This is a genomic window from Bacillus sp. GbtcB14 (genome assembly GCF_019091205.1).
GTDB lineage: Bacteria > Bacillota > Bacilli > Bacillales > Bacillaceae_G > Bacillus_A > Bacillus_A cereus_AG.
The window spans coordinates 532,764-556,127 of the sequence record NZ_JAGXJT010000003.1; the positions used below are offsets into that span (position 1 = coordinate 532,764).

Below are 23,364 nucleotides of genomic sequence, written 5' to 3' on the forward strand. Positions count from 1 at the left end.
GATGAATTATTCACAAAAGTATTTTGTTATTATGGGTGTTATTTTTCTATTCATGAGTGGATTTATGATATTATCAGGTATTATGACGCATTCCGCACCACCAACTCCAACGTATACAGTGCTTGCGATGATGATCATGTGCTTTTGCTTAAGTTACTTACATCCACAATTTAAAGAAAAAGACGAGCGGATGAAATTAATTCGTTATAAAGGCATGTTCTTTAGCTTTTTTGCGTTAACAGCATATTATCTTCTTTTCTCTTTCGGCTTAAACTTAAAAATAATTACACTATCTGCTACTGAACTATTGAACATACTTATGGCACTTACGATGAGTACCGTCTTTATCTCATTTGTTGTTTTAGCGAAAAGATATTAAGATGGAAGAAAGAAAGGAAGATTAACATATGCAAATGTTGTATGCTTTTGGAATGGGGCTTGTATTATTTTTAGCCGTATTCTTGTTTATTCGTAAAGACGTGCAAGGTGGGACGTTAACGAAAAGAGGCTTTTATAAAATGATCGGCTGTTTAGTTGTTATGTTTATAGCGATTATCGTAATGATCGTTTTAATAAATCAGTCACTATAAAATTAAAAAATGGAACCTTACTTTAGTAAGGTTTTTTCTTTTTGTGTAAAACCCTAAAAATCCCACTAAATCCATTTACTACATATAATTGATATTATATAATTTAATAAAATGATAGATAGGGAGAATAGTATATGAATAAAAAAACTATCTTCTTTTTATTAACATGTCTACTACTTATAGCTAGTATTACTTATATAATATGTAACAAACGAGAACAAGTGCCACCTATGTTAGTATGGGAGAATCAAGAATACTACGTTACGAATGAACCTGCCGAAGCTGAAAAAGTTGGAAAAAGGCTCGGAGAAGTAACGAAGAAAATCAAAACAAGTAAAAAACCTACTAAAAACAGTGAATCTAACATAGTACAAGAAAAAACAGAAGTATTCACAATGGTAGAAGAAAAAGGTCCTCACTCACCTTTAATCATAAAGGAGCCTTATAGTGACGAATATAGAATAGTGAGACCGATGTTACATGTACTATAAAGTGAAAAGGAGACTCATATCCATGGTCGTTAAGAAAAACGTTTGTCTTTTTCCTTTGCTTTATCCTTCCGCCAGTCGGTGCGATTTTCATTGTAATGAATAGAGAGGCGCTACAAAAGAAAGATTTCATTTTATACTTATTATTTGCTGCTATTAATATATCGCTTTGGTTATCACTTATGATCTTGGATCGGACTATGTGGATGGTAGCAGGGCATTATATAATTGGAGCAATTGTTATTGTTTTTTCAAATATAAATAAGAGATAATCCAGTAATCTTAAAGTTGCTGGTTTTTATTTTGCTATTTATCCCGCTTTAATGGGCAGTAAGACCCCCCACCTCAAAATGCAGCGAAAGCAAAGAAGTTAGGTGGGGGATCAACTGCCCATAAAAGTCCGATTGGTTCAACTAATAATCAGTGGGGGATGAAGAACCCCCCCACTGATTAAAGTTTCACTTTATAATGAAGAAACAAATTATTAATAGAGAGTAGTGGGCTTTATGAGATGGAAAGAGGGAACGTTTGAAAAAATAGAAGCGAATGACTCATCTATTGAGAAACTCATACATACATTTAAGGAACAAAACGTAAATGGCGGAGCGGTTATAAGCTGTTTTAAAGTACATAACGAAAATTTTTTCAAAGAAATACCATATTGGAAAGATGGACACGAGCACTTCTTTAGAAGAATCTGTAACTCTTTAGAAATAATCAAAAGCTTAGAAGAGTTAAAAATACATACGTCAGAAAAATATAAGTTTCATTTTAAAGAGCAATGGGCAGTCATGCTTGATGGTAGCATTGCCGCTCAAATTTTGTCGGGCGGAGCATATGAAACATTTAAGGAACGACCAGTTATCGCAAAACAATTAGCAGTTAATCTATGTCAATATATGTTCCAAGATCGATACGAAGATATTAAAGTGTTCGAAAGCTATCGCCCTTGGACAGATTGGTTTTACGATGTTGCGTGGGATGTGACTTGGATGGTGTTAGATAGTAAGGAGCATAAGATGTGGTTCATTTGTGCTACGGATACGGATTGATAGAAGAGGGCCTTGTAGGAATGCTGCAAGGCTCTTTATTTTTTTGGGTAAATAGAAAATAAATCATATAAATGCTATACTAAAAAATGTTTGTAATGTCAGTTTCATACTATTATATAGTGCTGACTTACTAGAAAAGATAAGAGGAGAATAAACGTGAAAAAGATACAGAAATTATTGCTGTTAATGATGGTAGTAGGATTAACAGTAGGTGTTTTAGCAGGGTGTGCAAATCCGAAAGATACGACAGAAGAATTTTTAACAGCGATACAAAAAGGTGATGTAGAAAAGGCTCGTACATTTGTTGAGAGTGACAAGGAATTTAATAAACTAAATGAAAAAACAGATGATGCTGAGGCAAAAGCAATGCTGAGTGCAATTACAAAAAACTTTAAATTTGAAAAGCTAGAAGAAGTATCGAAAAAGGATGACAAAGCAGAAGTAAAAGTGAAAATTACATCTGCAGATCTATCCGTTGCTGTAACAAAAGCAGTGGGAGAAGTTATGCCAATGGCGTTTGCTAGTGCCTTTAGTGAAGACAAAGAACAATCTGAAAAAGCAATCGAAAAAACAATGACATCAACTATCGTCAAAAACTTAGCAGATAAAGATGCAGCAATGGCAACTCGCGAAGTTACATTGAACTTAAAGAAAAACAAAGATGGCGATTATAAAATTGTTGCAGATGATAACTTGAAAGAAGTATTGTTTGCAAATACGAAGTCGTTGGAGAAGATGTTTGGTGGGAAGTGATTGACTTAGATAAAAAAGAGAAACCCTATCACGTAGAAAGTTGATATGGTTTCTCTTTTTTTTTATGACCCCGGAGAGGCTCGAACTCACGACCTCCACCCTGTCAAGGTGGCGCTCTCCCTGCTGAGCTACGGGATCTTCAAAGATGCGTATGTAACAGCATCCTTAATCTTTATACTAAAGTAATTATATAAAATTAACTGAAATTTTACAATATTTTATATTAATCTTTTGAAGGGAAAATATTTGGAATCACGCTAGTAGTGTATTAAGGAATATATAAGTAGAAAGTTTAATTAAAGGTGGGTTCGAATAAAGCGGTTATATTATGTTTTTCGATACCAATCCAAAGGCCCCTCATCACTCAAATCAACTAGAAAAGGGAATAAGAAGTGTAAAGGTAAGCTTATAAGTTCTGGCATAGCGTTTATTGTTTTCTTTGATAAATATTGCCTTCCGAAGCAATATGGACAATCTTTTTCAAATGTCGTGAGTATCGACCAAACCTCTTTTACTTTCCACTTCGTTTTACAATATGTACAACACGCCATGGATTTCCTCCTTATTTTAAGTTGTTTTCTAATATGTTCCATTTTATTGTACGACGGTCAAGTGTATTTGAAGTGATAAAATGTGAGTTTTTTGTAAAAAGATAATAAAACTATTAAATTTCATCACACGAAACAAGCATACCCCCGTCCTAAATCCAGACCGGGAGTATGCTTGCTTAATTTTCAATATAGTGTACTGCATTGTACTCAACATATAACAATAAAGCTAAGGTTTATTCAATGATCGTGCCCGATTGATGAAGGCTGATTAAAGTTTCACTTTATATCCGGTTGTTTATACGTTGCCCAAATAACTTCGCGTTAAGTTTGGGAGAACGATTTTTCCATTCTTACTGTATTTTTCGAATAACTCTGATAGGAGAAGAACAAAGTTTTTATACTCTTCGTCATTTTCTTTCGGAGCATAGGACGCTGATAAATTTCTTCCTAAAAAACCTTCAATATCAAAAAGTAAATCATTTTGATATTCTTTAAACTCGTACTTCCCATCTTTAAAAAAGCTATTAAACATTTCTGGAGTTTCCTCGATTCCACCACTAAATCCCTTGAAGTTCGGGCAGGTCTTCTGGCAAATGTCTGCATTTTCTTGAATAATCGGGCTAGTTACATCTCTACTATTCCAAACAAGAGCAACATTTGCCTTTTGTTTCAAAATTCGTTGGCATTCGATTTTGAAAGCTTCTTTATTAAACCAATGAAATGCTTGAGCAACAGTTACTAAATCCACACTATTTTCTTTTAAAGTGGTATTTTCGGCAGTTGCTTTTATTGATTGAAAACGAGGATATCGTTTTAACGATTGCTCTGCCATTTTTCTCATGTCATCATTTGGCTCAACTCCAATAACATGTAAACCACTTTCAAGTAGTTGGTGGCTAAATATCCCGGTACCTGAACCAATATCGGCCACCATCTGATTCTCATTTAGTTCGTTAGCTGAGAGCAAATACTCAATATATTCATCGGGATAACTAGGTCGATATTTCGCATATATATCGGCCTTGTCAGTAAAATTTTCTGTTGTTTTCACCGTACTACCTTCTTTCCAGCAATATTATGTATAGAAATAGGAACCAAATAGTAATTTCCGCATCAGTCTCTAAGTCTACAACGTAAAAGTTCATCTAAAAGGAGCTGCCTTAGTGCTCTTATTCAAATTATACTATTTTGCGTGATATCTTCCAAAAGACCATAATTTTTATTCATCTAAATGGTCTAATTGTTGAATAATATGACCATTTGTATATCGTACGAGGGTTATGTAGGATAAGAGGTTTCCATTTTCAATATCCCAATTGGCCAATATATCCTTTTTACAATTTACTTAAAATCATGTATAACAGAGATACAAGATTATTTTATAATTATTCAAGAGTAGAGGGAGAATTATTGTAATGGTAAGGAAAACGTTCAAGATGCGTGTATCTAGAAATAGAACGATTTCGATTAATGGCTCGATTCTTGATGTGGATGTTACACATGATGAGTTTTTACAAGAGTTTGTTGAGTGGGTCGATTCTAAAGGTTGGTCGTTTATGGGGATAACAGACGAGAGTACACCCGAGGAAGCTAGTCAAAATTTAATAGATTCATTAATTGATGAGAAGGATAAGAAAGAATAATTCCTTCTTATTTTTTGTTGTATATTTATGTTCTTTATCGTAAAAGTATGATATAGTAAAAAACAGTGAATATTCTTCCAATTTAATACAAATTACATATAGATTGGTAGATTTAGTTTGTAAGCTGTGAGAGTATAATGAAAAGGGAGAGTCATATGGTAAATTTTAAGAAAATTTTGGCTTTTATTACCGTTATTTGTTTATTTTTTTTGACACCTATGACGTTACGTGCTGAGACGAATATTGGAGTGAATCCAGAACAAGTGGCACCACCACCTGCGGAAGGACCAAATGTTTTTAGTCAGTTTGCAACTACGATTGATGCGAAAACTGGAGATGTTTTGTATGACAAAAACGCACATCATCGTGCATTTCCAGCTAGTATGACGAAAGTGTTAACAGCAATTTTACTTATGGAGCATACGAAGCCAGAAGATCAATTTACGTTTTCACAATTAGCATTAGATCAAGAGAAGAGTAATTATCAAATTGAGTTTCAGCCTGGTGAGACGATTAATCGTAATACTGCGCTTATGATTTTAATGGTACTGAGTGCGAATGATGTGTCGTATGCGATTGCAGAGCGTATTGGCGGAAGTGTTGAGAATTTCGCTCATATGATGAATGAGAAAGCGAAGCAATTAGGAGCTACAGACAGTCACTTTGTCACACCAAATGGATTGCATGATCCGAATCATTATACAACACCATTTGATATGGCTATGATTACGAGAGGTGTGCAAAAGTATCCTGAAATTTTGCAAGCAATGAATACGAAAAGAACGACAGTTACGACATCTAGACAGACGGTGTCTATTTTTAACAAGTCTACTTATTTTGAAAATCCATATAGCATTGGCGGGAAGACGGGTTTTACAAATGAAGCGCGTAATACACTCGTTTTATTAAATGAGAAGGATGGCAATCGTATTATAAATGTAGTAATGGCTTCTCAAAGACCTGAAATTTATGAAGATTTGAAGCAGATGGCGGACTATTCTTTCGGTCAATTTGTGAAGCAAACTGTACTAGATAAACATAGCTGGCATCAAAAGGCAACGTACTTAAATAAAGATATCGATAGCGAGCTTGAAAAAAGTGCAGAGCTTATGCTTAAGAAAGATGAAGGAAAAAATGTGAGGACGATTTTCCGTGCGGCCTCATTAGATAAAGATTCTTTATATCATAAAGGAATTCATCGTGGTGAAGTAGTTGGTGCAGTTGACATCACTAAAAATAATCAAACAATTGCGACGATAAATGTTCTTTCAAAAGAAGATGTTACTTTTGCGATGCCTAAAAAAGACACGACTACGCCTGAAGTAAATGAATCAAATGTGAAAATAATAAGTATTGGGATAGGTGCCGCTGTACTATTTGGAGCCATTTTATTTGTAGTGCTACGCCGAAATACAACAGGAATGAAATCAGAAGAAAAATAAATTACTAGTAAAAAGACTGTGAAGAGACTTCGACACAGTCTTTTTTTGTATATACAAAATAACTAATAATTGTAAATTTTCTTATTGCATTTATTTTTTGTTCGTTATATTATTTAGTTGTGTTCTTGTTAAAGAACGAATTGGGTATTATATACTCCAAATAATATAAAACAACGGAGAGGGAGAGAGACGATGAAATTAATTTGGAAAGCGATTAGCAACGTTATCTCATTTGTTTTATTTGCATTAATGGTTTTTTTAGCTTTTGTAGTTATTTCGTCAAAAGCGAGTGGCGGAGATCCAACAGTGATGGGATATCAATTTAAATCAGTGTTATCAGGATCGATGGAACCAACATTTTTAACAGGATCAATCATTGCGATAGAGCCGACGAAAGATGGTTCTAAATATCAAAAAGGCGATGTTATTACCTTTAAAGAGAAAGATGAAAAAATTATCACTCACCGTATTATCGGTGTGAAAGATACAAATGGAAAAGTAACGTATGAAACAAAAGGGGATAACAACAATGGCCCTGATTTAGAACCAGTACGTGCGGAGAATGTTATTGGGAAATATGCGGATATTACAGTTCCTTATGCAGGATATGCATTAAATTATGCTAGTTCAAAGGCTGGAGCTGCATTGCTTCTTATTATTCCAGGGGTCTTTTTACTAGGCTATTCCGCGATTTCTATTTTTGGCGCGATTCGCAGCATTGACGGGGAAAAGAAAGAGAAAAAAGTAGAACAATCCGTCTAGTTCGTTTGGTTATACTTTCCTTTTAGGAAGTTAACAAATATATAGATTAAGGGGATATGGACATGACTTTAAAGAAAAAATTAGGTATGGGTATCGCATCAGCAGTGTTAGGGGCAGCATTAGTTGGTGGAGGAACATTTGCATTTTTCAGTGATAAAGAAGTGTCAAACAATACATTTGCGTCTGGTACACTTGATTTAGCAATCAATCCAACAACAGTTGTTAATGTATCAAATTTAAAACCTGGCGATACAATTACAAGAGATTTTAAACTAGAAAATAAAGGATCTTTAGATATTAAAAAGGTTCTATTGAAAACAGATTACAATGTAGATGATGTGAAGAAAGATAATAAAGATGATTTTGGTAAACATATTAAAGTAACATTCTTAAAAAATGTAGACAAGCATGAAACAATCGTAAAAGAAACAACGCTAGATAAATTGAAAGGTGACACACTTACAGCGGTAGATAATGATCTATCTGCTTGGTTCTGGGATGAAAAAGGTATTTCTGCAGGTAAGTCTGATAAATTTACAGTGAAATTTGAGTTTGTTGATAATAAAAAAGACCAAAACCAATTCCAAGGCGATAAATTAAATTTAACTTGGACGTTTGATGCACAACAAACAGAAGGTGAAGCAAAATAATATGAAAAAGGGCTATCAAATGGATAGTCCTTTTTCTATTTTTCTAGTATATAGCTATCATTTTTTATCGTTCTTTATTATAATAAAAATAACGTTCTGTATAGAGAACGTCTTGTTCGATGGGAGAGATTAAGATGCTGAAAACAACTCGCAAATTAAAAAAGATGCTTATATTGCCTTGTATGTGCTCCATTACGTTTTATTTAGGCTCTCAAATAATGACGTATACAGAAGCTGCATTTATTCATGAAACGAAAGTGGAAGCCGCTCTTTCTACAGCGATTATATTTCCAAAAACAGTTGATACGTTAAAAGAGGAAGCTGAGCAACATAAACAGTTTATTGAGCATCAGTATGGAGAAATGAAGGGGAAGTTGGCAGTAACTTCTATAGAAGAAATTGAACAGGCAATTATAGTGTGGCAACAAGGACGTGAGAAAATTGCTTCTGAGGAGGAAGGGCTGCAAAATGTATATACTGCAATAGAAGCTCCTTATAATCAAATACAAGAAGAATTAAAAGTGAATAAAAGTGAATCGATTCAACAAGTGGCCGTATATGTGAATGAAGGTTTTCTCAGTATAAAAGAGAAGCGAGATTATATTGTGAAAGAAGTTAGTTTGCAAGCTATTGATGAACAAATTCAAACTTTACAAAAACTATTAAAAGATGAAACAGTAAAGAAACAGAATGAAATAGAAGAACAGAAGAAAGTAGAAGAACAGAAGAAAGTAGAAGAACAGAAGAAAGTAGAAGAACAAAAGAAAGTAGAAGAACAGAAGAAAGTAGAAGAACAGAAGAAAGTAGAAGAGCAGAAGAAAGTAGAAGAACAAAAGAAAGTAGAAGAACAAAAGAAAGTAGAAGAACAGAAGAAAGCAGAAGAACAGAAGAAAGCAGAAGAACAGAAGAAAGCAGAAGAACAGCAGAGAGTGGAAGAACAGAAGAAATAGAAACAGATAAAAAGCTGGTAACTGCTTTAGTGAAACAGCTGGAAAACAAGGATGTGGTGCAAGAGATAACGAGCGAATAAACAAAACTATTAATGTTTATGTGAGTGTGAGGGAACGTTAGCCCTCACCTCTTTGTCTTTCTTTTTTCTTATAGTATGAAATATATTTGAGTGTGAACAAAGTTATAAATTAGTATAAAGTATCATGTTTTATTTTCTGAAAAATCGGAACAATATTGAGAAATAAAAATAATTGAAAATACTAATAAATATTTGTTGTATTTATAGAGTAATGTTCGTTATAATGAACTTAAGGTTTTTAAAAGAGAACGAACATTAGCTAAGCTAATATAGTTTTCTTTATATCTCTTATTGAAAAATAAGAGACAAAAATATAAAAAACAGCTAGGGGGAATTGATTGTGAGTCTGAAAAAGAAATTAGGTATGGGAGTTGCATCAGCGGCACTGGGGTTATCTTTAATTGGTGGAGGAACATTTGCATACTTTAGTGATAAAGAAGTATCAAATAATACATTTGCAGCTGGGACGTTAGATCTTACATTAAACCCTAAAACGCTTGTAGATATTAAAGATTTAAAACCAGGGGATTCTGTTAAGAAAGAGTTCTTATTAAAGAACGACGGTACGTTAGCGATTAAAGACGTTAAATTAGCGACAAAGTATACTGTTAAAGATGCAAAAGGTGATAATGCTGGTGAAGATTTTGGTAAGCACATTAAAGTGAAATTCCTTTGGAACTGGGATAAACAAAGTGAGCCTGTATATGAAACAACTTTAGCAGATTTACAAAATGTGGATCCAGATGTTTTAGCTAAAGACATCTTTGCTCCAGAGTGGGCAGAGAATGGTGGTCTAGCACCAAATTCAGAAGACTATCTATGGGTACAATTTGTATTCGAAGATGATGGTAAAGATCAAAACAAATTCCAAGGCGATTCATTGAACTTAGAATGGACATTCAACGCAAGCCAAACAGATGGCGAAGAAAAATAATAAAGCAAAAAGCGGGTATCCCCCGCTTTTTTTTATAAAGAAAAAAGAAGTGCCGTTTGTAAGCACTTCTTTCTATTTATTATTTTTGATCGTGCTTCCATTTTGTAAATTCAAGAAATTCACGAAATTGTTCTTTGGAGACACCTGAGCTCATCGCATCTTTAACGAGTTGTGTCCATTCGGAGTCTAAGTGATTTTCCTTTGCTGTTTCATCATGAAGTAGAGTATCAACTGGAATTTGTAGAACTGCTGCAATTTTTTCTAGAAACTGAATGGAAGGGTTTTTTTGTAAATTTCGTTCTATAGAACTAATGTAAGATTTAGCAACACCAGCTTTTTCGGCAAGTTCAGTTAATGAAATACCTTTTTGTAAGCGAAGGCGTTTTATACGTTCTCCAATCATATTTGCGCACCTTTCTATCAATATGTAGTCGTCTTATGATGTCATTATTATAACATAAACTTCGTTAAAAAGAACAAGCCTATTGAGCCTGACTGGATGGCTTCATACGTTGGAAAAAATGTTCGATCTCTTGCAGGGCGATACCAGCGTCTAGAGCTTCAAGTATTAAATCAATCCATTCTTGGTCCAGTGCGTCAGTCTTATCTTTGTACAAATGTAATTCCTCCCTAATTATCGGTCATAACTGCTGCTACAGAATATATGATAATGCAATCGCATTTTGTGTTTTATATAGTGAATTATCAAATATTTTGTAGATAAAACAAAGATAAAATCCCCATTAAATTCCCTCTATGGCGATTATAAAGTTTTTGACAGATGTTTTCAATATTTTCAGAAAACATTGTTGAATTGTGATATATTCGTATGCTAACTATGGAATTTTTACAAATATATTAAAAACATTACATAATATAACTAAATATTGAAAAAATATTGAATTTTTAATAAAATTCAATTTGTAATACATATTTTTTATTAGGGGAGGAAATAAGGGATGAACAAGAAACCGTTCAAAGTTTTGTCATCAATCGCTTTGACAGCTGTGTTAGGTCTTTCATTCGGAGCGGGTGGCCAGTCTGCATATGCTGAAACACCTGTGAATAAGACAGCTACGAGCCCAGTCGATGATCATTTAATTCCAGAAGAACGTTTAGCAAATGCGCTAAAAAACCGTGGGGTAATTGATTCGAAGGCTTCAGAGACAGAAACAAAGAAAGCCGTCGAAAAATACGTAGAGAACAAAAAGGGTGAAAATCCTGGGAAAGAAGTATCAAATGGGGACCCACTTACGAAAGAAGCATCTGACTTTTTAAAGAAAGTGAAAGATGCGAAAGCTGATACGAAAGAAAAGTTAGACAAACCAGCAACAGGAACACCTGCAGCGACAGGCCCAGTTAAGGGTGGTCTAAATGGTAAAGTACCAACTTCTCCAGCAAAGGGAAAAGAATATAACGGTGAAGTTCGTAAAGATAAAGTACTCGTTTTACTTGTAGAGTACGCTGACTTTAAACATAACAATATTGATAAAGAACCTGGTTATATGTATACTGACGATTTTAACAAAGAACATTATGAAAAAATGTTATTCGGTAATGAGCCATTCGCATTAGAGGATGGCAGCAAAATCGAAACGTTTAAACAATATTACGAAGAGCAATCTGGCGGTAGTTATACAGTAGACGGAACAGTTACAAAATGGTTAACAGTTCCTGGTAAAGCTGCTGATTACGGTGCGGATGCTGCTACAGGTCATGATAATAAAGGACCAAAAGGACCACGTGATTTAGTAAAAGATGCATTAAAAGCAGCTGTAGATAGTGGTATTGATTTATCTGAGTTTGACCAATTTGATCAATATGATGTAAATGGCGATGGAAATCAAAAGCAACCGGACGGTTTAATCGATCACTTAATGATTATTCATGCGGGTGTTGGACAAGAAGCAGGCGGTGGTAAATTAGGTGACGATGCAATTTGGTCACACCGCTGGACTGTTGGACCAAAACCATTCCCAATTGAAGGCACACAAGCGAAAGTTCCATATTGGGGCGGAAAGATCGCAGCATTCGACTACACAATTGAACCAGAAGATGGCGCAGTTGGTGTATTCGCACATGAATATGGTCATGATTTAGGTCTTCCAGATGAGTATGATACAGACTATACTGGTGACGGTGAACCAATTCAAGCTTGGTCTGTTATGAGTGGCGGAAGCTGGGCGGGTAACATTGCAGGAACAACGCCAACAAGTTTCTCACCGCAAAATAAAGAGTTTTTCCAAAAAACAATCGGTGGTAACTGGGCAAATATCGTAGAAGTAGATTACGAGAAATTAAATAAAGGTATCGGTCTAGCGACATATTTAGACCAAAGTGTTACGAAATCTAACCGACCAGGTATGATTCGTGTTAACTTACCAGATAAAGATGTAAAAACAATTGCGCCAGCATTTGGTAAGCAGTATTACTACAGCACAAAAGGTGACAATCTTCACACAAAAATGGAGACGCCACTGTTCGATTTGACAAATGCAACGACTGCGAAATTTGATTTCAAGTCATTGTATGAAATTGAGGCAGAGTATGATTTCCTTGAAGTGCATGCTGTAACAGAAGATGGTCAACAAACATTAATCGAAAAACTGGGTGAGAAAGCAAATAGTGGAAATGCACATTCAACAAATGGAAAATGGATTGACAAATCATACGATTTAAGCCAATTCAAAGGTAAGAAAGTAAAATTAACATTTGAGTACATTACAGATGGTGGTTTAGCATTAAACGGTTTCCTACTTGATAATGCATCACTAAATGTAGACGGTAAAGTAGTATTCTCTGATGATGCAGAAGGTACACCGCAGTTCAAATTAGATGGATTCACTGTATCTAATGGAACAGAGAAGAAAAAACATAACTATTATGTAGAGTGGAGAAACTATGCTGGTTCAGATAACGCATTGAAATATGCTCGTGGTCCAGAATACAACACAGGTATGGTTGTATGGTATGCAGATTCATCTTATACAGATAACTGGGTTGGCTTACATCCAGGACATGGTTTCCTTGGCGTAGTTGATTCTCATCCAGAAGCAATTGTTGGAACTTTAAATGGTAAACCAACAGTAGCAAGTAGTACACGATTCCAAATCGCTGATGCGGCGTTCTCATTTGATAAAACGCCAGCTTGGAAAGTTGTATCTCCAACGCGCGGAACGTATACGTATAATGGCTTAGCAGGCGTACCGAAGTTTGATGATTCGAAAACGTATATTAATAAACAGATTCCAGATGCAGGACGTATTTTACCGAATCTTGGCCTGAAGTTTGAAGTAGTAGGACAAGCTGATGATAATTCTGCAGGTGCTGTTCGTTTATATCGTTAATACAGTAAAACTACCGAAAGATTTTCTTTCGGTAGTTTTTTTTGAGCAATGAATTTTAAATAAAAGAAGAAATTATATATAATGTAACTTTACGAATAGAAATTTATTATATATGAAGTCTATATAAATAATGAAAGAATTGGATAAAAATAGTGGGAGAAGGTGAATGAATGAGTGTTTCTTCTATTGTAAATAAGCAAAAAGTATATTTTTATAATGGCCATACGAGAAGTGTAGAAGTGAGAAAGAATAATTTGAAGAAGCTTTATAAAGGCATTCAACGTTTTGAAGAAGAAATATTTCAGGCATTGAAATTAGATTTAAATAAGTCAGTTCATGAGTCGTTTACAACGGAAGTTGGATATGTATTAAAAGAAATTTCCTTTCAATTGAAGCATATTTCATCGTGGAGTAAACCGAAGCGGGTTCGAACAGCACTCACTCATTTTGGATCAAAAGGGAAAGTAGTACCTGAACCATACGGTGTGACACTTATTATTGCACCGTGGAACTATCCATTTCAATTAGCAATTGCACCTCTTGTAGGAGCGCTGGCGGCTGGGAATACAATCGTTTTAAAGCCGTCAGAGCTAACGCCAAACGTTTCCGAAGTACTTACGAGAATGTTAGAGGGATTATTCCAAGAAGAGCTTGTAGCGGTAGTAGAAGGCGGTGTAGAAGAGAGTACGGAATTGTTAAAGGAACCGTTTGATTATATTTTCTTTACAGGTAGTGTCGGTGTTGGAAAAGTTGTGATGGAAGCAGCAGCGAAACGGTTGACGCCACTCACGTTAGAACTTGGCGGAAAAAGCCCATGTATTGTACATAAAGATGCAAAAATAGAGGTAACAGCAAGAAGAATTGTGTGGGGTAAGTTTTTAAATGCAGGGCAAACGTGTGTAGCGCCTGATTATATGTATGTGCATGCTTCGGTGAAAGAACAGTTAATTGAGGCATTACGACACGAAATTGCGGAGCAGTATGGAAAAGATCCACTGAACAATGACAATTATGTACGAATTGTGACTGAACGTCATTTTGAACGTTTATGTACATTTTTGAAAGATGGTAAAACGGTAATCGGCGGGAACTATAAAAAAGAAACTTTACATATAGAACCAACAGTGTTAACAAATGTTACATGGCAAAGTACTGTTATGGAAGATGAAATTTTTGGTCCGATTTTACCAATTGTAGAATACGACAACATAGAAGAGATAATTGGCACAATTCAGCAACATCCGAAGCCGTTAGCGTTATATGTATTTTCTGAAGATAAAGAAGTACAAAAGAAAGTGACGAGTAATATTTCATATGGCGGAGGCTGTATTAATGATGTTGTCTATCATCTTGCAACGCCATATTTACCTTTTGGTGGCGTTGGAAGTAGTGGATTAGGTAGTTATCATGGGGAAGAAAGTTTTCGGACTTTTTCACATTATAAAAGCATTTTAGCCCAATCTACGGCATTCGATATGAAAATTCGTTACTCTTCTACAAAAAGTGCTTTAAAATTCATACGAAAGTTGTTAAAATGATGATGGTGTTTATCAGTAGGCGTAGCCGTATGATAATAGCCCCTTCGCAATGGAAGGGGTTTTTCTGTTCGACATATGTATCATGCGAAAATGAATCAAACATACTACATAAAGAATAGAAGAGAACGCTGCTAAACAACCATTTTTGTTTGGATCGAAACAAAAAATAGTCTATAGAACATAAATATTTATTCATGAATATAAAAATTAAAATTTAAGGTAGATAGGACGGGAAAATGAAAAAGATTATTAAAGTTGAAGCAGTAGAAAAACATTTTGGAAATCAAGTGATTATCCCACCTCTTTCTTTAGACATTAAAGAAGGGGAATTTTTAACGATTTTAGGGCCGAGTGGTTGCGGGAAAACAACATTACTTCGCATGATCGCAGGTTTTGAAACGCCAACTAAAGGGAATCTTTTATTAGATGATGAAAAGATTAACGATTTGCCACCATATAAGCGTCATATGAACTTAGTGTTCCAACATTATGCGCTATTCCCACATATGAATGTGGAGAAAAATATTTGTTTCGGTATGAAAATGCAGAAAGTACCGGCAGCAGAACAGAAAGAGCGTGCTGAAGAGGCAATGCGTTTAACGCAGTTACTTGAGTTCCGTAATCGTAAACCTGCAAAGCTTTCTGGTGGACAGCAGCAGCGTGTAGCGATTGCGAGAGCAATTGTAAATAACCCGCGTGTATTATTACTAGATGAGCCACTTGGGGCGTTAGACTTTAAGTTAAGAAAAGATTTGCAACGTGAATTGAAAAACTTACAACGTAATTTAGGAATTACATTCATATACGTAACGCACGATCAAGAAGAAGCGATGAGCATGAGTGATCGTATTGTCGTTATGAATAAAGGACATATTGAACAAATTGGAACGCCGAAAGAAATTTACAATAAGCCGAAAACAATGTTCGTTGCGACATTTATCGGTGAAAATAATATTGTGAAAAACGGGGAAGGCTATGTAGCAATTCGCCCTGAAAACGTAAAGGTACGTTCGGTTGAAGAGCCGATTTTAAAAGAATACCATCTTGGACATATTGAAGACGTTGAGTTTGTTGGAAATATGGAAAAGCTGTATGTACGTGACGAGAAAACATCAGAATTACTAATGGCATATCAAACTGCTGAAGAAGCAGCGCAGTGGAGCATTGGAGATAATGTATACGTAGGCTGGGAGCAAGAGGACGAGGTGACCTTAAATTGAAAAAAGGGAAATTACTCGCACTACCGACAGTCGCGTGGCTGTTAATCTTCTTCCTAATTCCCCTTCTGTTTGTATTGGCATTTGCCTTTATGCAGCGCGGGGCATATGGGACAGTGGAAATGCAATTTACGTTAGAGAATATAGCTCGTGTGTTTGATCCACTATACATGGGAACGTTATGGGAAACTGTTAAGATTGCAGTTATTACAACAGTAATCTGTTTAGTAATTGGTTATCCATTTGCTTATACAATTACAATTGTTGATCGTAAATACCGTTCAATTCTTTTATTATTGGCAACGATCCCGTTTTGGATTAACTTCCTTGTTCGTTCATACGCATGGATTGTTATTTTACGTTCACAAGGTCTTGTAAACACATTGCTATTGAAATTAGGTATTATAAGTGAACCTTTAAATTTACTATATAACACACCTTCTGTAATACTCGGAATGGTCTATTCTTTATTACCATTTATGATTTTACCGGTGTATGCAGCGATTGAGCAGCTTGATAAGCGTAAGCTAGAAGCAGCTTATGATTTAGGAGCAACACCAGCAAAGGCATTTTGGAATGTAACAGTACCGATGACGATGTCAGGGATTGCTACTGGTTCTATTTTAGTGTTTGTTTCTTCTATCGGAATGTTTGTTGTATCAGACGTTATGGGTGGATCGAAAGTAGCATTAATCGGAAACGTAATTCAAAATCAATTCTTAGGAGCGCGTGACTGGCCGTTTGGATCTGCGTTATCTATGATTGTTGTTCTATTCTCTGTTCTGTTAATTTACTTATATTATCGTGCAACGAAAGTATATAAATATGATGGGAACGGAGGGGAATAGGCAAAGATGAAGAAGTTTTTAGTTTCTTATTCTTGGTTAATTTTATTGTTCTTGTATTTTCCAATGATGGTTTTAATGGTATATTCCTTCAATGATTCTCGCATTAATGCGGAATGGGAAGGTTTTACATTCCATTGGTATACAGATTTATTTCAAAAGCAAGATGTTATTGATGCGTTTATAAATAGTATGACGATTGCGATCGTAACGACGATTGTAACGACAGTTCTTGGTGTGATTTTCGCAATTGCAGTACATCGTTATAAATATCGTTATGAAGGGGCTATTAACGGTCTTGTGTATTTACCAATTTTAATTCCTGATATTTTAATGGGATTATCTTTACTTATCTTATTTAGTCAATTAGGTATGGAACTTGGCAAAACAACAATTATTATTGCGCACATTACATTTAGTATTTCATTTGTTGTCGTTATTTTAGCAGCACGTCTTTCTGGTATGGGACGTGATTTAGAAGAGGCTGCGAACGATTTAGGAGCAACGCCGTGGCAAACGTTTCGTTATGTAACGTTCCCAGCAATTGCACCAGGAGTTATTTCAGCAGCATTATTAACATTCACATTATCAATTGATGATTTTGTAATTAGTTTCTTCGTATCAGGACCAGGATCAACAACATTGCCATTATACATTTACAGTATGGTTAAGCGCGGAGTATCACCAGAAATTAATGCACTTTCTACAATTTTAATTGTAGCTATCGTCGGATTAATGGTTCTATCTGAAATCTTCCGTAACAAAGGTGCAGATGGTGAAGAAAACTCTGGAGGACACCTTCCTTTATAATACGAACGATATAGAAAGTACGAGGGGGTAATAAACCGATGAAATTAATGAAAAGATTAGCCGGCGCAGCAATTAGCTTTAGCCTTGTTGCTGGTGTACTTGCTGGTTGTGGTGAAAAGAAAGAAGAATTAAACATTTATAGCTGGGCTGACAATTTTGATGAGCAAGTGCTAAGAGATTTTGAAAAGAAATATAACGTGAAAGTTAACTATGATAAGTACGCAAGTAACGAAGAAATGCTTGCGAAATTACAAGCTGGTGGTGCGAAGTATGATTTAATTCAGCCGTCTGATTACATGGTTAAAACAATGGCAAAAATGGATTTATTAGCGCCGTTAGATAAAAAGAATATCCCGAATATCGAAAATATGATTTCTAATTTCAAAACACCTGCGTTTGACCCGGAGAATAAATATTCTTTAGTATATACTTGGGGCGTAACAGGGATTGCGTACAATAAAAAGTATGTGAAAGAAGCACCTACAAGCTGGGCTGATTTATGGAATGAGAAATATAAAGGGCATGTAACTTTATTAAATGATTCTCGTGAAGTGTTAGGAATGGGTCTTAAGAAGCATGGATTCTCAAACAGCACGAAAGACGATGCACAGTTAAAGACAGCTGCAACGGATTTACAGAAGCTACTTCCAAACTTATTAGCATTTGATACAGATAATATTAAACAAAAATTCATTACAGAAGATGCTTGGATCGGAACAGTTTGGTCTGGAGATGCAGCATTTATCGCAAAAGATAATAAAGATGTAGAGTACGTTGTACCAAAAGAAGGCGGCACAATTTGGGCTGATACGTTAGCAATTCCAAAAGGTGCAAAAAACAAAGAGCTTGCAGAGAAGTTTATGAACTACTTACTAGATGAGAAAGTAAGTGTGAAAAACTACGAGTCAATTGGATACAGTAATCCAAATGAAAAAGCTCATCCTCTTCATAGTAAAGAATATCGTGATAACCACATGATCTTCTTAACGAAAGAAGAATTAGATCGTACGGAATGGCTTGTTGATGTAGACGATAAGTTAAAAGACTATGATCGTTACTGGACAGAGTTAAAAACAAAAGGTAAATAAGTAAGGAAATGCGGTTTCTAAAATAGAAATCGCATTTTTTCATAGTAGGAGGAAATCGCTTGAAAAAGAAGTTGCATCAATATGAGGTAGTATGTATCGTGTTATTACTTGCTGTATTTGGCATTGTTGCTTGGCGCGTACATGTGGGTGGCGTTACAGTGATGGATACATATGTCCGAGGATTAGTAAAAGGATTACAAACAGAGGATTCACTTACATTTTTCTCACACTATACAAAATTAGGGTCTGCCATTGGGATCGTAACTACGCTCGTTATAAGTTTACTTGTTTTTTGGAGAAAACGTTATTATGCTGCGATGATCGTATATCCAATGGGCATTTTAATAACACATCTTGTGAATAAAGGGATAAAAGAAGTTGTGAAAAGAGAGCGTCCGTCGTTAAATGAAGCGTTGGATGCTCTTGGATATAGCTTCCCTAGTGGGCATGCAATGTTATCTATTATGACATTCGGGTTTCTTGCTTATATCATTGCGGCAAATTTGAAGAGTGTAACTGGGAAATATGTTATAACGATTTTGATGGGAATAGTAATTGTATTGATTGGATTAAGTAGAGTTATTTTAAATGTACATTATCCAACTGATATTTTAGCTGGTTATTGCGTAGGTGGTATTTTGTTAATTATGGCGATTTATTGCCATCGTTTACTTACCGAGAGATTGGGGCTTAATAAAGAGAGATAAAAAAACGTCTGGAAAAACTATCATTATAGTGTTTCCAGACGTTTTTTGTTTGCATGAAGATGTGATACAGTATAAATGACAATTGAATTATGTAAAGTAGGTGAAAATGTATGAAAACAAATGTACATAAAGTAGATAAGTGGGGAAAATTAGGAGCTTTTTTGTATCAGTTTCGTTATACAGTAATTGTAGTGTTAGTTTTACTTGCGGTAGCACTTGGGATTTTTGCTCCAAAGTTACCGGGAGTATTAGGCGGTGATGGTTTCCAAACAGAAGGGGACTATCAAAAAACGAAAGAAATTTTAGACAAAGATTTTAAGAGGTCCCAAGATACGCTCCTACTCGTTTTTGAAAAAAATAAGGGTGTTTCATATGAGGAATTTCAAAAACAAGTAGAGGGTATTGTAAAAAATGTACAAGAGAAAGAGACATATGAATCTTTCCATCATCCAGTGCAAAATAAAGAAATGTTACAAGATGATATCGGCTATGCGACAATTTTATTTTCCGGGAAAACAAATAAGGAACGAATGGAAAAGACATTACAATTTGCTGATAAAATCGAAAAGGAAAGTAATGTAGCATTAAAAGTAACGCCTACAGGGTTTCCAAAAATTAATCAAGAAATTAATGAAAGAACACAAAATGACTTAAAAGTAGCAGAGATGATTGGGTTACCAATTGCATTTCTCGTATTACTATTTTCATTTGGTAGTCTTTTGGCATCTATATTACCAATTGTAAATGGAGCACTTAGTGTTATTAGTACGATGGGTATATTATACTTTATAGGTAGCGATAAGGAACTATCTATCTTTGTGTTAAATGTTGCACCGATGATCGGACTTGCGTTATCTATTGATTTTGCACTATTATTTGTAAATCGCTTTCGAGAAGAAGTTGCAAAGCGAACGGTAAAAGAAGCCATAGCAATTACATATCAGACAGCAGGGCGAGCAATCGTATTTTCAGGATTATGTGTATTTGTTGGATTATCCGGCTTGTTTTTCTTTAAGATCGATTATATTCAGTCTGTCGCGATTAGCGGGATGATTGTTGTGATTATGAGTATTTTATTCTCACTCACACTTCTCCCAGCGCTATTATCATTAATTGGGAAACGAATATTAAAAAAGAATCAAGTAGCACATACACCGGCAAAGGCGTGGCGTACATTTGCACAATTTGTAATGAAACATCCAATTGCGATGATAATTGTTGTTACAACATTTATTATTATTTGCTTATTGCCATTACGCACTGCGAATTTGCAGTTCCCTGATGTGGAAGCTCTACCTAAACAAAGTGATACAAGACTTGCATATGAGAAGTACGAAGAGGCATTTAATAAAACTGCAAAAAAACATGCTGATGTTACGTTAGTGGTAGAGACGAAAAAAGATATGAAAGAAAAAGAAAGTTTACAAAAGATAGAAGAAGTCGTTCAAAAGTTAAAAGATGATAAGAAAGTATATGAAGTGAGAAGCTTATACGACGGGTTAACTGGTATGAAAGCAGATCAAGTCGCTGGAATGTTAGAGTCGCCAGAAGCAGCGAAACTAGCGCCTATATTTGAAGCATATACGAAAGAGAATAAGACGACGGTAGAAATCTTTTTAAAAACGAAACCACGTACTGAAACTGCTAAACAGTGGGTTCGTGATTTTAAACAAGATTATAAAGAAACAAATGTTACGTATTATTTAGGCGGGATGACGACGTTCCAACAAGAGTTAGAAGATGAAATTAAAGATAAAGTTGCAATTGGTATGTCTGTTATATTTGGATCGACCTTTGTTATATTATTATTTGCATTCCGATCTATACTCATTCCGATTAAGGCGATTATTATGAATATACTTAGTTTAAGCGCAACAATCGGAATCGTTGTTTGGTTATTTGAAGGTGGGCATTTTGGTTTAGAAGCGAGTCCTGTTCTATTTGTCTTACCAATCTTCATTTTCGGTCTCGTATTTGGGCTTAGCATGGATTATGAAGTCTTTCTTATTTCACGTATTCATGAGTTATATGAAGAAACAGGAGATAATGATCAAGCGACGTTAGAAGGGCTTGTGTCAACCAGTAGGATCATTACATCAGCTGCGTTAATTATGATTGTAGTAACAGGTGCGTTCGCCTTTACTGATATTTTACCGGTACGGCAAATGGGGCTTGGCGTTGCATTAGCGATATTCCTTGATGCAACAATTATACGTCTTATGCTCGTACCAAGTTTAATGAAATTATTTGGAGACTGGAACTGGTGGTTACCATTTCGAAAGAAAAGAGAAAAATCATCGTAAAAAATACTCATCTTATAGATGAGTATTTTTTTATGAATAGCAAGACCTACATTTTGCAAATAGTATGTGATAAGAACATTACATATAAGTAGGTGAAGGCAATGTTTCGTTATTTTAAGTTCAAGCTAAATGATACAGTACAGTTTGCAGAAAACGATGGGCATATGTATCGCATTGTCGGTTATCGGTTAGAAAAAGGATTTTATCCAAAAGATGAATGGACTCATATTATTTATGAATTGTTGAGAGATTTTGATGGGTATACGATGGATGCGGAAGAGGAGGAGCTTGTAAAGGTCATTCAAGTAGAGGATGAGTATTACAAAATACAAGAAGTATCGGGCTATCGTTATCCAGTAAAAATGAAGCAAAAACAACAAGTGATGAAAGTAGAAAAAATTGATGACTTATTAGATACGTATAATGATTATAAAAGATTGGCGGATTTCTTTAAAGATTTATCGTATGAACAAAAAGCGGAAGAAGTATTGCAGGAAATGAAAAGACGTAGAGCATAAGGGGGCAGTCTATTATAAGACTGTCCTCTATTTTTGACGGTGCATCAAAGTGTATTTTCCGTTACAATGAGAGAATCAATAGAAATAAGGTGATACAGTATGGAAACGAACAAGAAGGGCGAATGGTGCGAAATTACTGTTCCAGCTATATGGAATGGTATAAGCATTGAGTCGTTATTAAAAATAGAATGGGAAATACCGAAAAAGTTGTTACATCATCTTCGTATGGAGAAAGGTGTTACCGTTAACGGAGAACAGAGAAGATGGAATGATCTTTTAAAAGAAGGCGATAAGTTACAAGTTCATATGTTTATGGAGGAAGAGTACGGTGTGGAGCCTGAATATGGTGAATTAGATGTAGCATATGAAGACGATCACGTACTCATCGTAAATAAGCCGGAGAAGATGGACACACATCCTGCTGAAAAAGGTGGAACGGGAACACTTGCAAACCTCGTTGCCTTTCATTTTCAAATGCAAGGTTTAGAGACGAAGGTTCGTCATATTCATCGGTTAGATAAAGATACGACAGGTGGTGTCGTGTTTGCTAAGCATAGAATTGCTGGTGCAATTATGGATCGTTTATTAATGGAACGAAAAATTAAAAGAACATATGCGGCGCTTGTGGAAGGGAAAGTAAAAAAGAAGCAAGGCACAATTGACGCAGCTATTGGAAGAGACCGTCATCATGCGACGAGACGACGTGTTTCTCCAAAGGGAGATCAAGCTATAACACATTATAAAGTAGAGAAGTATTTTAAAAACCAAAATGTTACGCTTGTAACGTTACAATTAGAAACAGGTAGAACACATCAAATTCGTGTTCATATGAGTTATAATGACAATCCATTAATTGGGGATGTATTATATGGCGGACAAACGAAATATATGACAGGGCAAGCATTACATGCGATGAAGATTCACTTCTTACATCCAATCACGAAAGAAGAGATTGAAGTGGGTGTACCATTTCCTGCAAAATTAAATAATACAATGAAAAAATTTCAAAGAATGAATGCATAAAGTGTAAGTTTAAATTTGAGAAAAGTAGATTCTTGCAGGAATTTCTCTAAAAGAAGCGAAGCCGTTAAGAGAA

25 protein-coding genes and 1 tRNA gene are annotated in these 23,364 nt (G+C 35.2%); 21 read left to right on the forward strand and 5 right to left on the reverse strand.

Features of this window, described 5'->3' with window-relative positions; translation table 11 throughout:
• Position 1: 1 nt before the first annotated feature.
• From KVT31_RS11655 to KVT31_RS11675, 5 genes are all read left to right on the forward strand, one after another.
• Positions 2 to 379, forward strand: a complete 378-nt coding sequence (locus KVT31_RS11655; protein WP_088095605.1) for a permease — start codon at positions 2 to 4, stop codon at positions 377 to 379.
• 28 nt (positions 380 to 407) lie between these two features.
• Positions 408 to 590, forward strand: a complete 183-nt coding sequence (locus KVT31_RS11660; protein WP_016088828.1) for a DUF3976 domain-containing protein — start codon at positions 408 to 410, stop codon at positions 588 to 590.
• Positions 591 to 724: 134 nt separating this feature from the next.
• Entirely contained in the window at positions 725 to 1,081 is a 357-nt protein-coding gene (locus KVT31_RS11665) for a hypothetical protein (protein ID WP_088095606.1), read from the forward strand.
• Positions 1,082 to 1,584: 503 nt separating this feature from the next.
• Complete coding sequence (locus KVT31_RS11670) at positions 1,585 to 2,130, forward strand: hypothetical protein (RefSeq protein ID WP_140392385.1); 546 nt, start codon at positions 1,585 to 1,587, stop codon at positions 2,128 to 2,130.
• A 156-nt stretch (positions 2,131 to 2,286) separates the two neighbouring features.
• Positions 2,287 to 2,883 (forward strand): DUF4878 domain-containing protein, encoded by a 597-nt coding sequence (locus tag KVT31_RS11675; RefSeq protein ID WP_140392386.1) that lies wholly within the window; start codon positions 2,287 to 2,289, stop codon positions 2,881 to 2,883.
• Between the two features lie 65 nt (positions 2,884 to 2,948).
• Here KVT31_RS11675 and KVT31_RS11680 read toward each other — a convergent pair.
• From KVT31_RS11680 to KVT31_RS11690, 3 genes are all read right to left on the reverse strand, one after another.
• Positions 2,949 to 3,021 (reverse strand) — tRNA-Val (locus KVT31_RS11680).
• A 188-nt stretch (positions 3,022 to 3,209) separates the two neighbouring features.
• A complete protein-coding gene (locus tag KVT31_RS11685) occupies positions 3,210 to 3,434 on the reverse strand; it encodes a hypothetical protein (RefSeq protein ID WP_088095610.1) in 225 nt (74 codons plus the stop codon).
• Between the two features lie 295 nt (positions 3,435 to 3,729).
• Positions 3,730 to 4,485: a class I SAM-dependent methyltransferase gene (locus KVT31_RS11690; protein WP_088095611.1), complete on the reverse strand. Its 756-nt coding sequence runs from the start codon at positions 4,483 to 4,485 to the stop codon at positions 3,730 to 3,732.
• A gap of 364 nt (positions 4,486 to 4,849) precedes the next feature.
• Between KVT31_RS11690 and KVT31_RS11695 the strand changes: the two genes are divergently transcribed.
• The 6 genes from KVT31_RS11695 to calY all read left to right on the forward strand — a co-directional run bounded on the left by KVT31_RS11695 (position 4,850) and on the right by calY (position 9,895).
• Entirely contained in the window at positions 4,850 to 5,077 is a 228-nt protein-coding gene (locus tag KVT31_RS11695) for a hypothetical protein (protein ID WP_088095613.1), read from the forward strand.
• 155 nt (positions 5,078 to 5,232) lie between these two features.
• Entirely contained in the window at positions 5,233 to 6,519 is a 1,287-nt protein-coding gene (locus KVT31_RS11700) for a D-alanyl-D-alanine carboxypeptidase family protein (RefSeq protein WP_088095614.1), read from the forward strand.
• Positions 6,520 to 6,711: 192 nt separating this feature from the next.
• Positions 6,712 to 7,281: a signal peptidase I SipW gene (gene sipW / locus KVT31_RS11705; RefSeq protein WP_088095615.1), complete on the forward strand. Its 570-nt coding sequence runs from the start codon at positions 6,712 to 6,714 to the stop codon at positions 7,279 to 7,281.
• A 62-nt stretch (positions 7,282 to 7,343) separates the two neighbouring features.
• On the forward strand, positions 7,344 to 7,931 hold the full coding sequence (locus KVT31_RS11710; RefSeq protein WP_088095616.1) for a TasA family protein: 588 nt from the start codon (positions 7,344 to 7,346) through the stop codon (positions 7,929 to 7,931).
• Between the two features lie 134 nt (positions 7,932 to 8,065).
• On the forward strand, positions 8,066 to 8,881 hold the full coding sequence (locus KVT31_RS11715) for a DUF4047 domain-containing protein (protein WP_140392387.1): 816 nt from the start codon (positions 8,066 to 8,068) through the stop codon (positions 8,879 to 8,881).
• A gap of 420 nt (positions 8,882 to 9,301) precedes the next feature.
• A complete protein-coding gene (calY, locus tag KVT31_RS11720; protein WP_002011472.1) occupies positions 9,302 to 9,895 on the forward strand; it encodes a biofilm matrix protein CalY in 594 nt (197 codons plus the stop codon).
• 79 nt (positions 9,896 to 9,974) lie between these two features.
• Here the strand turns inward: calY and KVT31_RS11725 are convergent, their stop codons facing one another.
• Together KVT31_RS11725 and KVT31_RS11730 are read right to left on the reverse strand one after the other, a co-directional pair.
• Complete coding sequence (locus KVT31_RS11725) at positions 9,975 to 10,298, reverse strand: helix-turn-helix domain-containing protein (protein ID WP_000578867.1); 324 nt, start codon at positions 10,296 to 10,298, stop codon at positions 9,975 to 9,977.
• A 79-nt stretch (positions 10,299 to 10,377) separates the two neighbouring features.
• Entirely contained in the window at positions 10,378 to 10,512 is a 135-nt protein-coding gene (locus tag KVT31_RS11730) for an anti-repressor SinI family protein (protein WP_088095618.1), read from the reverse strand.
• Positions 10,513 to 10,854: 342 nt separating this feature from the next.
• On the opposite strand from KVT31_RS11730, the gene inhA1 reads away from it, so the two are divergent.
• The 10 genes from inhA1 to KVT31_RS11780 all read left to right on the forward strand — a co-directional run bounded on the left by inhA1 (position 10,855) and on the right by KVT31_RS11780 (position 23,291).
• Positions 10,855 to 13,242, forward strand: coding sequence for a M6 family metalloprotease immune inhibitor InhA1 (gene inhA1 / locus KVT31_RS11735; protein WP_088095619.1), 2,388 nt, complete (start codon positions 10,855 to 10,857; stop codon positions 13,240 to 13,242).
• Positions 13,243 to 13,412: 170 nt separating this feature from the next.
• Positions 13,413 to 14,780: an aldehyde dehydrogenase gene (locus tag KVT31_RS11740; RefSeq protein ID WP_088095620.1), complete on the forward strand. Its 1,368-nt coding sequence runs from the start codon at positions 13,413 to 13,415 to the stop codon at positions 14,778 to 14,780.
• Positions 14,781 to 15,016: 236 nt separating this feature from the next.
• The gene (potA, locus tag KVT31_RS11745) at positions 15,017 to 16,000 is read left to right on the forward strand and encodes a spermidine/putrescine ABC transporter ATP-binding protein PotA (protein WP_000720323.1); all 984 of its coding nucleotides are present in this window, start codon (positions 15,017 to 15,019) and stop codon (positions 15,998 to 16,000) included.
• Positions 15,997 to 16,845, forward strand: coding sequence for a spermidine/putrescine ABC transporter permease PotB (potB, locus tag KVT31_RS11750; protein WP_000715495.1), 849 nt, complete (start codon positions 15,997 to 15,999; stop codon positions 16,843 to 16,845). The genes potA and potB overlap by 4 nt, the downstream gene beginning before the upstream one ends.
• Before the next feature lie 6 nt (positions 16,846 to 16,851).
• Positions 16,852 to 17,652 (forward strand): spermidine/putrescine ABC transporter permease PotC, encoded by an 801-nt coding sequence (potC, locus tag KVT31_RS11755; protein ID WP_088095621.1) that lies wholly within the window; start codon positions 16,852 to 16,854, stop codon positions 17,650 to 17,652.
• A gap of 38 nt (positions 17,653 to 17,690) precedes the next feature.
• Positions 17,691 to 18,740, forward strand: a complete 1,050-nt coding sequence (gene potD / locus KVT31_RS11760) for a spermidine/putrescine ABC transporter substrate-binding protein PotD (RefSeq protein WP_088095622.1) — start codon at positions 17,691 to 17,693, stop codon at positions 18,738 to 18,740.
• 59 nt (positions 18,741 to 18,799) lie between these two features.
• Positions 18,800 to 19,447, forward strand: a complete 648-nt coding sequence (locus KVT31_RS11765; protein WP_088095623.1) for a phosphatase PAP2 family protein — start codon at positions 18,800 to 18,802, stop codon at positions 19,445 to 19,447.
• A 110-nt stretch (positions 19,448 to 19,557) separates the two neighbouring features.
• A complete protein-coding gene (locus KVT31_RS11770; protein WP_088095624.1) occupies positions 19,558 to 21,750 on the forward strand; it encodes an MMPL family transporter in 2,193 nt (730 codons plus the stop codon).
• Positions 21,751 to 21,851: 101 nt separating this feature from the next.
• The gene (locus KVT31_RS11775) at positions 21,852 to 22,268 is read left to right on the forward strand and encodes a hypothetical protein (protein ID WP_000490295.1); all 417 of its coding nucleotides are present in this window, start codon (positions 21,852 to 21,854) and stop codon (positions 22,266 to 22,268) included.
• Positions 22,269 to 22,367: 99 nt separating this feature from the next.
• Positions 22,368 to 23,291 (forward strand): RluA family pseudouridine synthase, encoded by a 924-nt coding sequence (locus tag KVT31_RS11780; RefSeq protein WP_088095625.1) that lies wholly within the window; start codon positions 22,368 to 22,370, stop codon positions 23,289 to 23,291.
• The last annotated feature ends 73 nt before the right edge of the window (positions 23,292 to 23,364 follow it).

Excerpts from the sequence above, each read along its gene's own strand:
- KVT31_RS11685 (WP_088095610.1), bottom strand. The coding sequence starts at position 3,434 with ATGGCGTGTTGTACATATTGTAAAACGAAGTGGAAAGTAAAAGAGGTT.
- KVT31_RS11770 (WP_088095624.1), top strand. The coding sequence starts at position 19,558 with ATGAAAACAAATGTACATAAAGTAGATAAGTGGGGAAAATTAGGAGCT.
- KVT31_RS11660 (WP_016088828.1), top strand. The coding sequence starts at position 408 with ATGCAAATGTTGTATGCTTTTGGAATGGGGCTTGTATTATTTTTAGCC.
- potC (WP_088095621.1), top strand. The coding sequence starts at position 16,852 with ATGAAGAAGTTTTTAGTTTCTTATTCTTGGTTAATTTTATTGTTCTTG.
- KVT31_RS11670 (WP_140392385.1), top strand. The coding sequence starts at position 1,585 with ATGAGATGGAAAGAGGGAACGTTTGAAAAAATAGAAGCGAATGACTCA.
- KVT31_RS11695 (WP_088095613.1), top strand. The coding sequence starts at position 4,850 with ATGGTAAGGAAAACGTTCAAGATGCGTGTATCTAGAAATAGAACGATT.
- KVT31_RS11665 (WP_088095606.1), top strand. The coding sequence starts at position 725 with ATGAATAAAAAAACTATCTTCTTTTTATTAACATGTCTACTACTTATA.
- potD (WP_088095622.1), top strand. The coding sequence starts at position 17,691 with ATGAAATTAATGAAAAGATTAGCCGGCGCAGCAATTAGCTTTAGCCTT.
- KVT31_RS11655 (WP_088095605.1), top strand. The coding sequence starts at position 2 with ATGAATTATTCACAAAAGTATTTTGTTATTATGGGTGTTATTTTTCTA.
- KVT31_RS11710 (WP_088095616.1), top strand. The coding sequence starts at position 7,344 with ATGACTTTAAAGAAAAAATTAGGTATGGGTATCGCATCAGCAGTGTTA.
- KVT31_RS11725 (WP_000578867.1), bottom strand. The coding sequence starts at position 10,298 with ATGATTGGAGAACGTATAAAACGCCTTCGCTTACAAAAAGGTATTTCA.
- KVT31_RS11700 (WP_088095614.1), top strand. The coding sequence starts at position 5,233 with ATGGTAAATTTTAAGAAAATTTTGGCTTTTATTACCGTTATTTGTTTA.
- sipW (WP_088095615.1), top strand. The coding sequence starts at position 6,712 with ATGAAATTAATTTGGAAAGCGATTAGCAACGTTATCTCATTTGTTTTA.
- inhA1 (WP_088095619.1), top strand. The coding sequence starts at position 10,855 with ATGAACAAGAAACCGTTCAAAGTTTTGTCATCAATCGCTTTGACAGCT.
- KVT31_RS11775 (WP_000490295.1), top strand. The coding sequence starts at position 21,852 with ATGTTTCGTTATTTTAAGTTCAAGCTAAATGATACAGTACAGTTTGCA.
- KVT31_RS11715 (WP_140392387.1), top strand. The coding sequence starts at position 8,066 with ATGCTGAAAACAACTCGCAAATTAAAAAAGATGCTTATATTGCCTTGT.
- KVT31_RS11740 (WP_088095620.1), top strand. The coding sequence starts at position 13,413 with ATGAGTGTTTCTTCTATTGTAAATAAGCAAAAAGTATATTTTTATAAT.
- potA (WP_000720323.1), top strand. The coding sequence starts at position 15,017 with ATGAAAAAGATTATTAAAGTTGAAGCAGTAGAAAAACATTTTGGAAAT.
- KVT31_RS11780 (WP_088095625.1), top strand. The coding sequence starts at position 22,368 with ATGGAAACGAACAAGAAGGGCGAATGGTGCGAAATTACTGTTCCAGCT.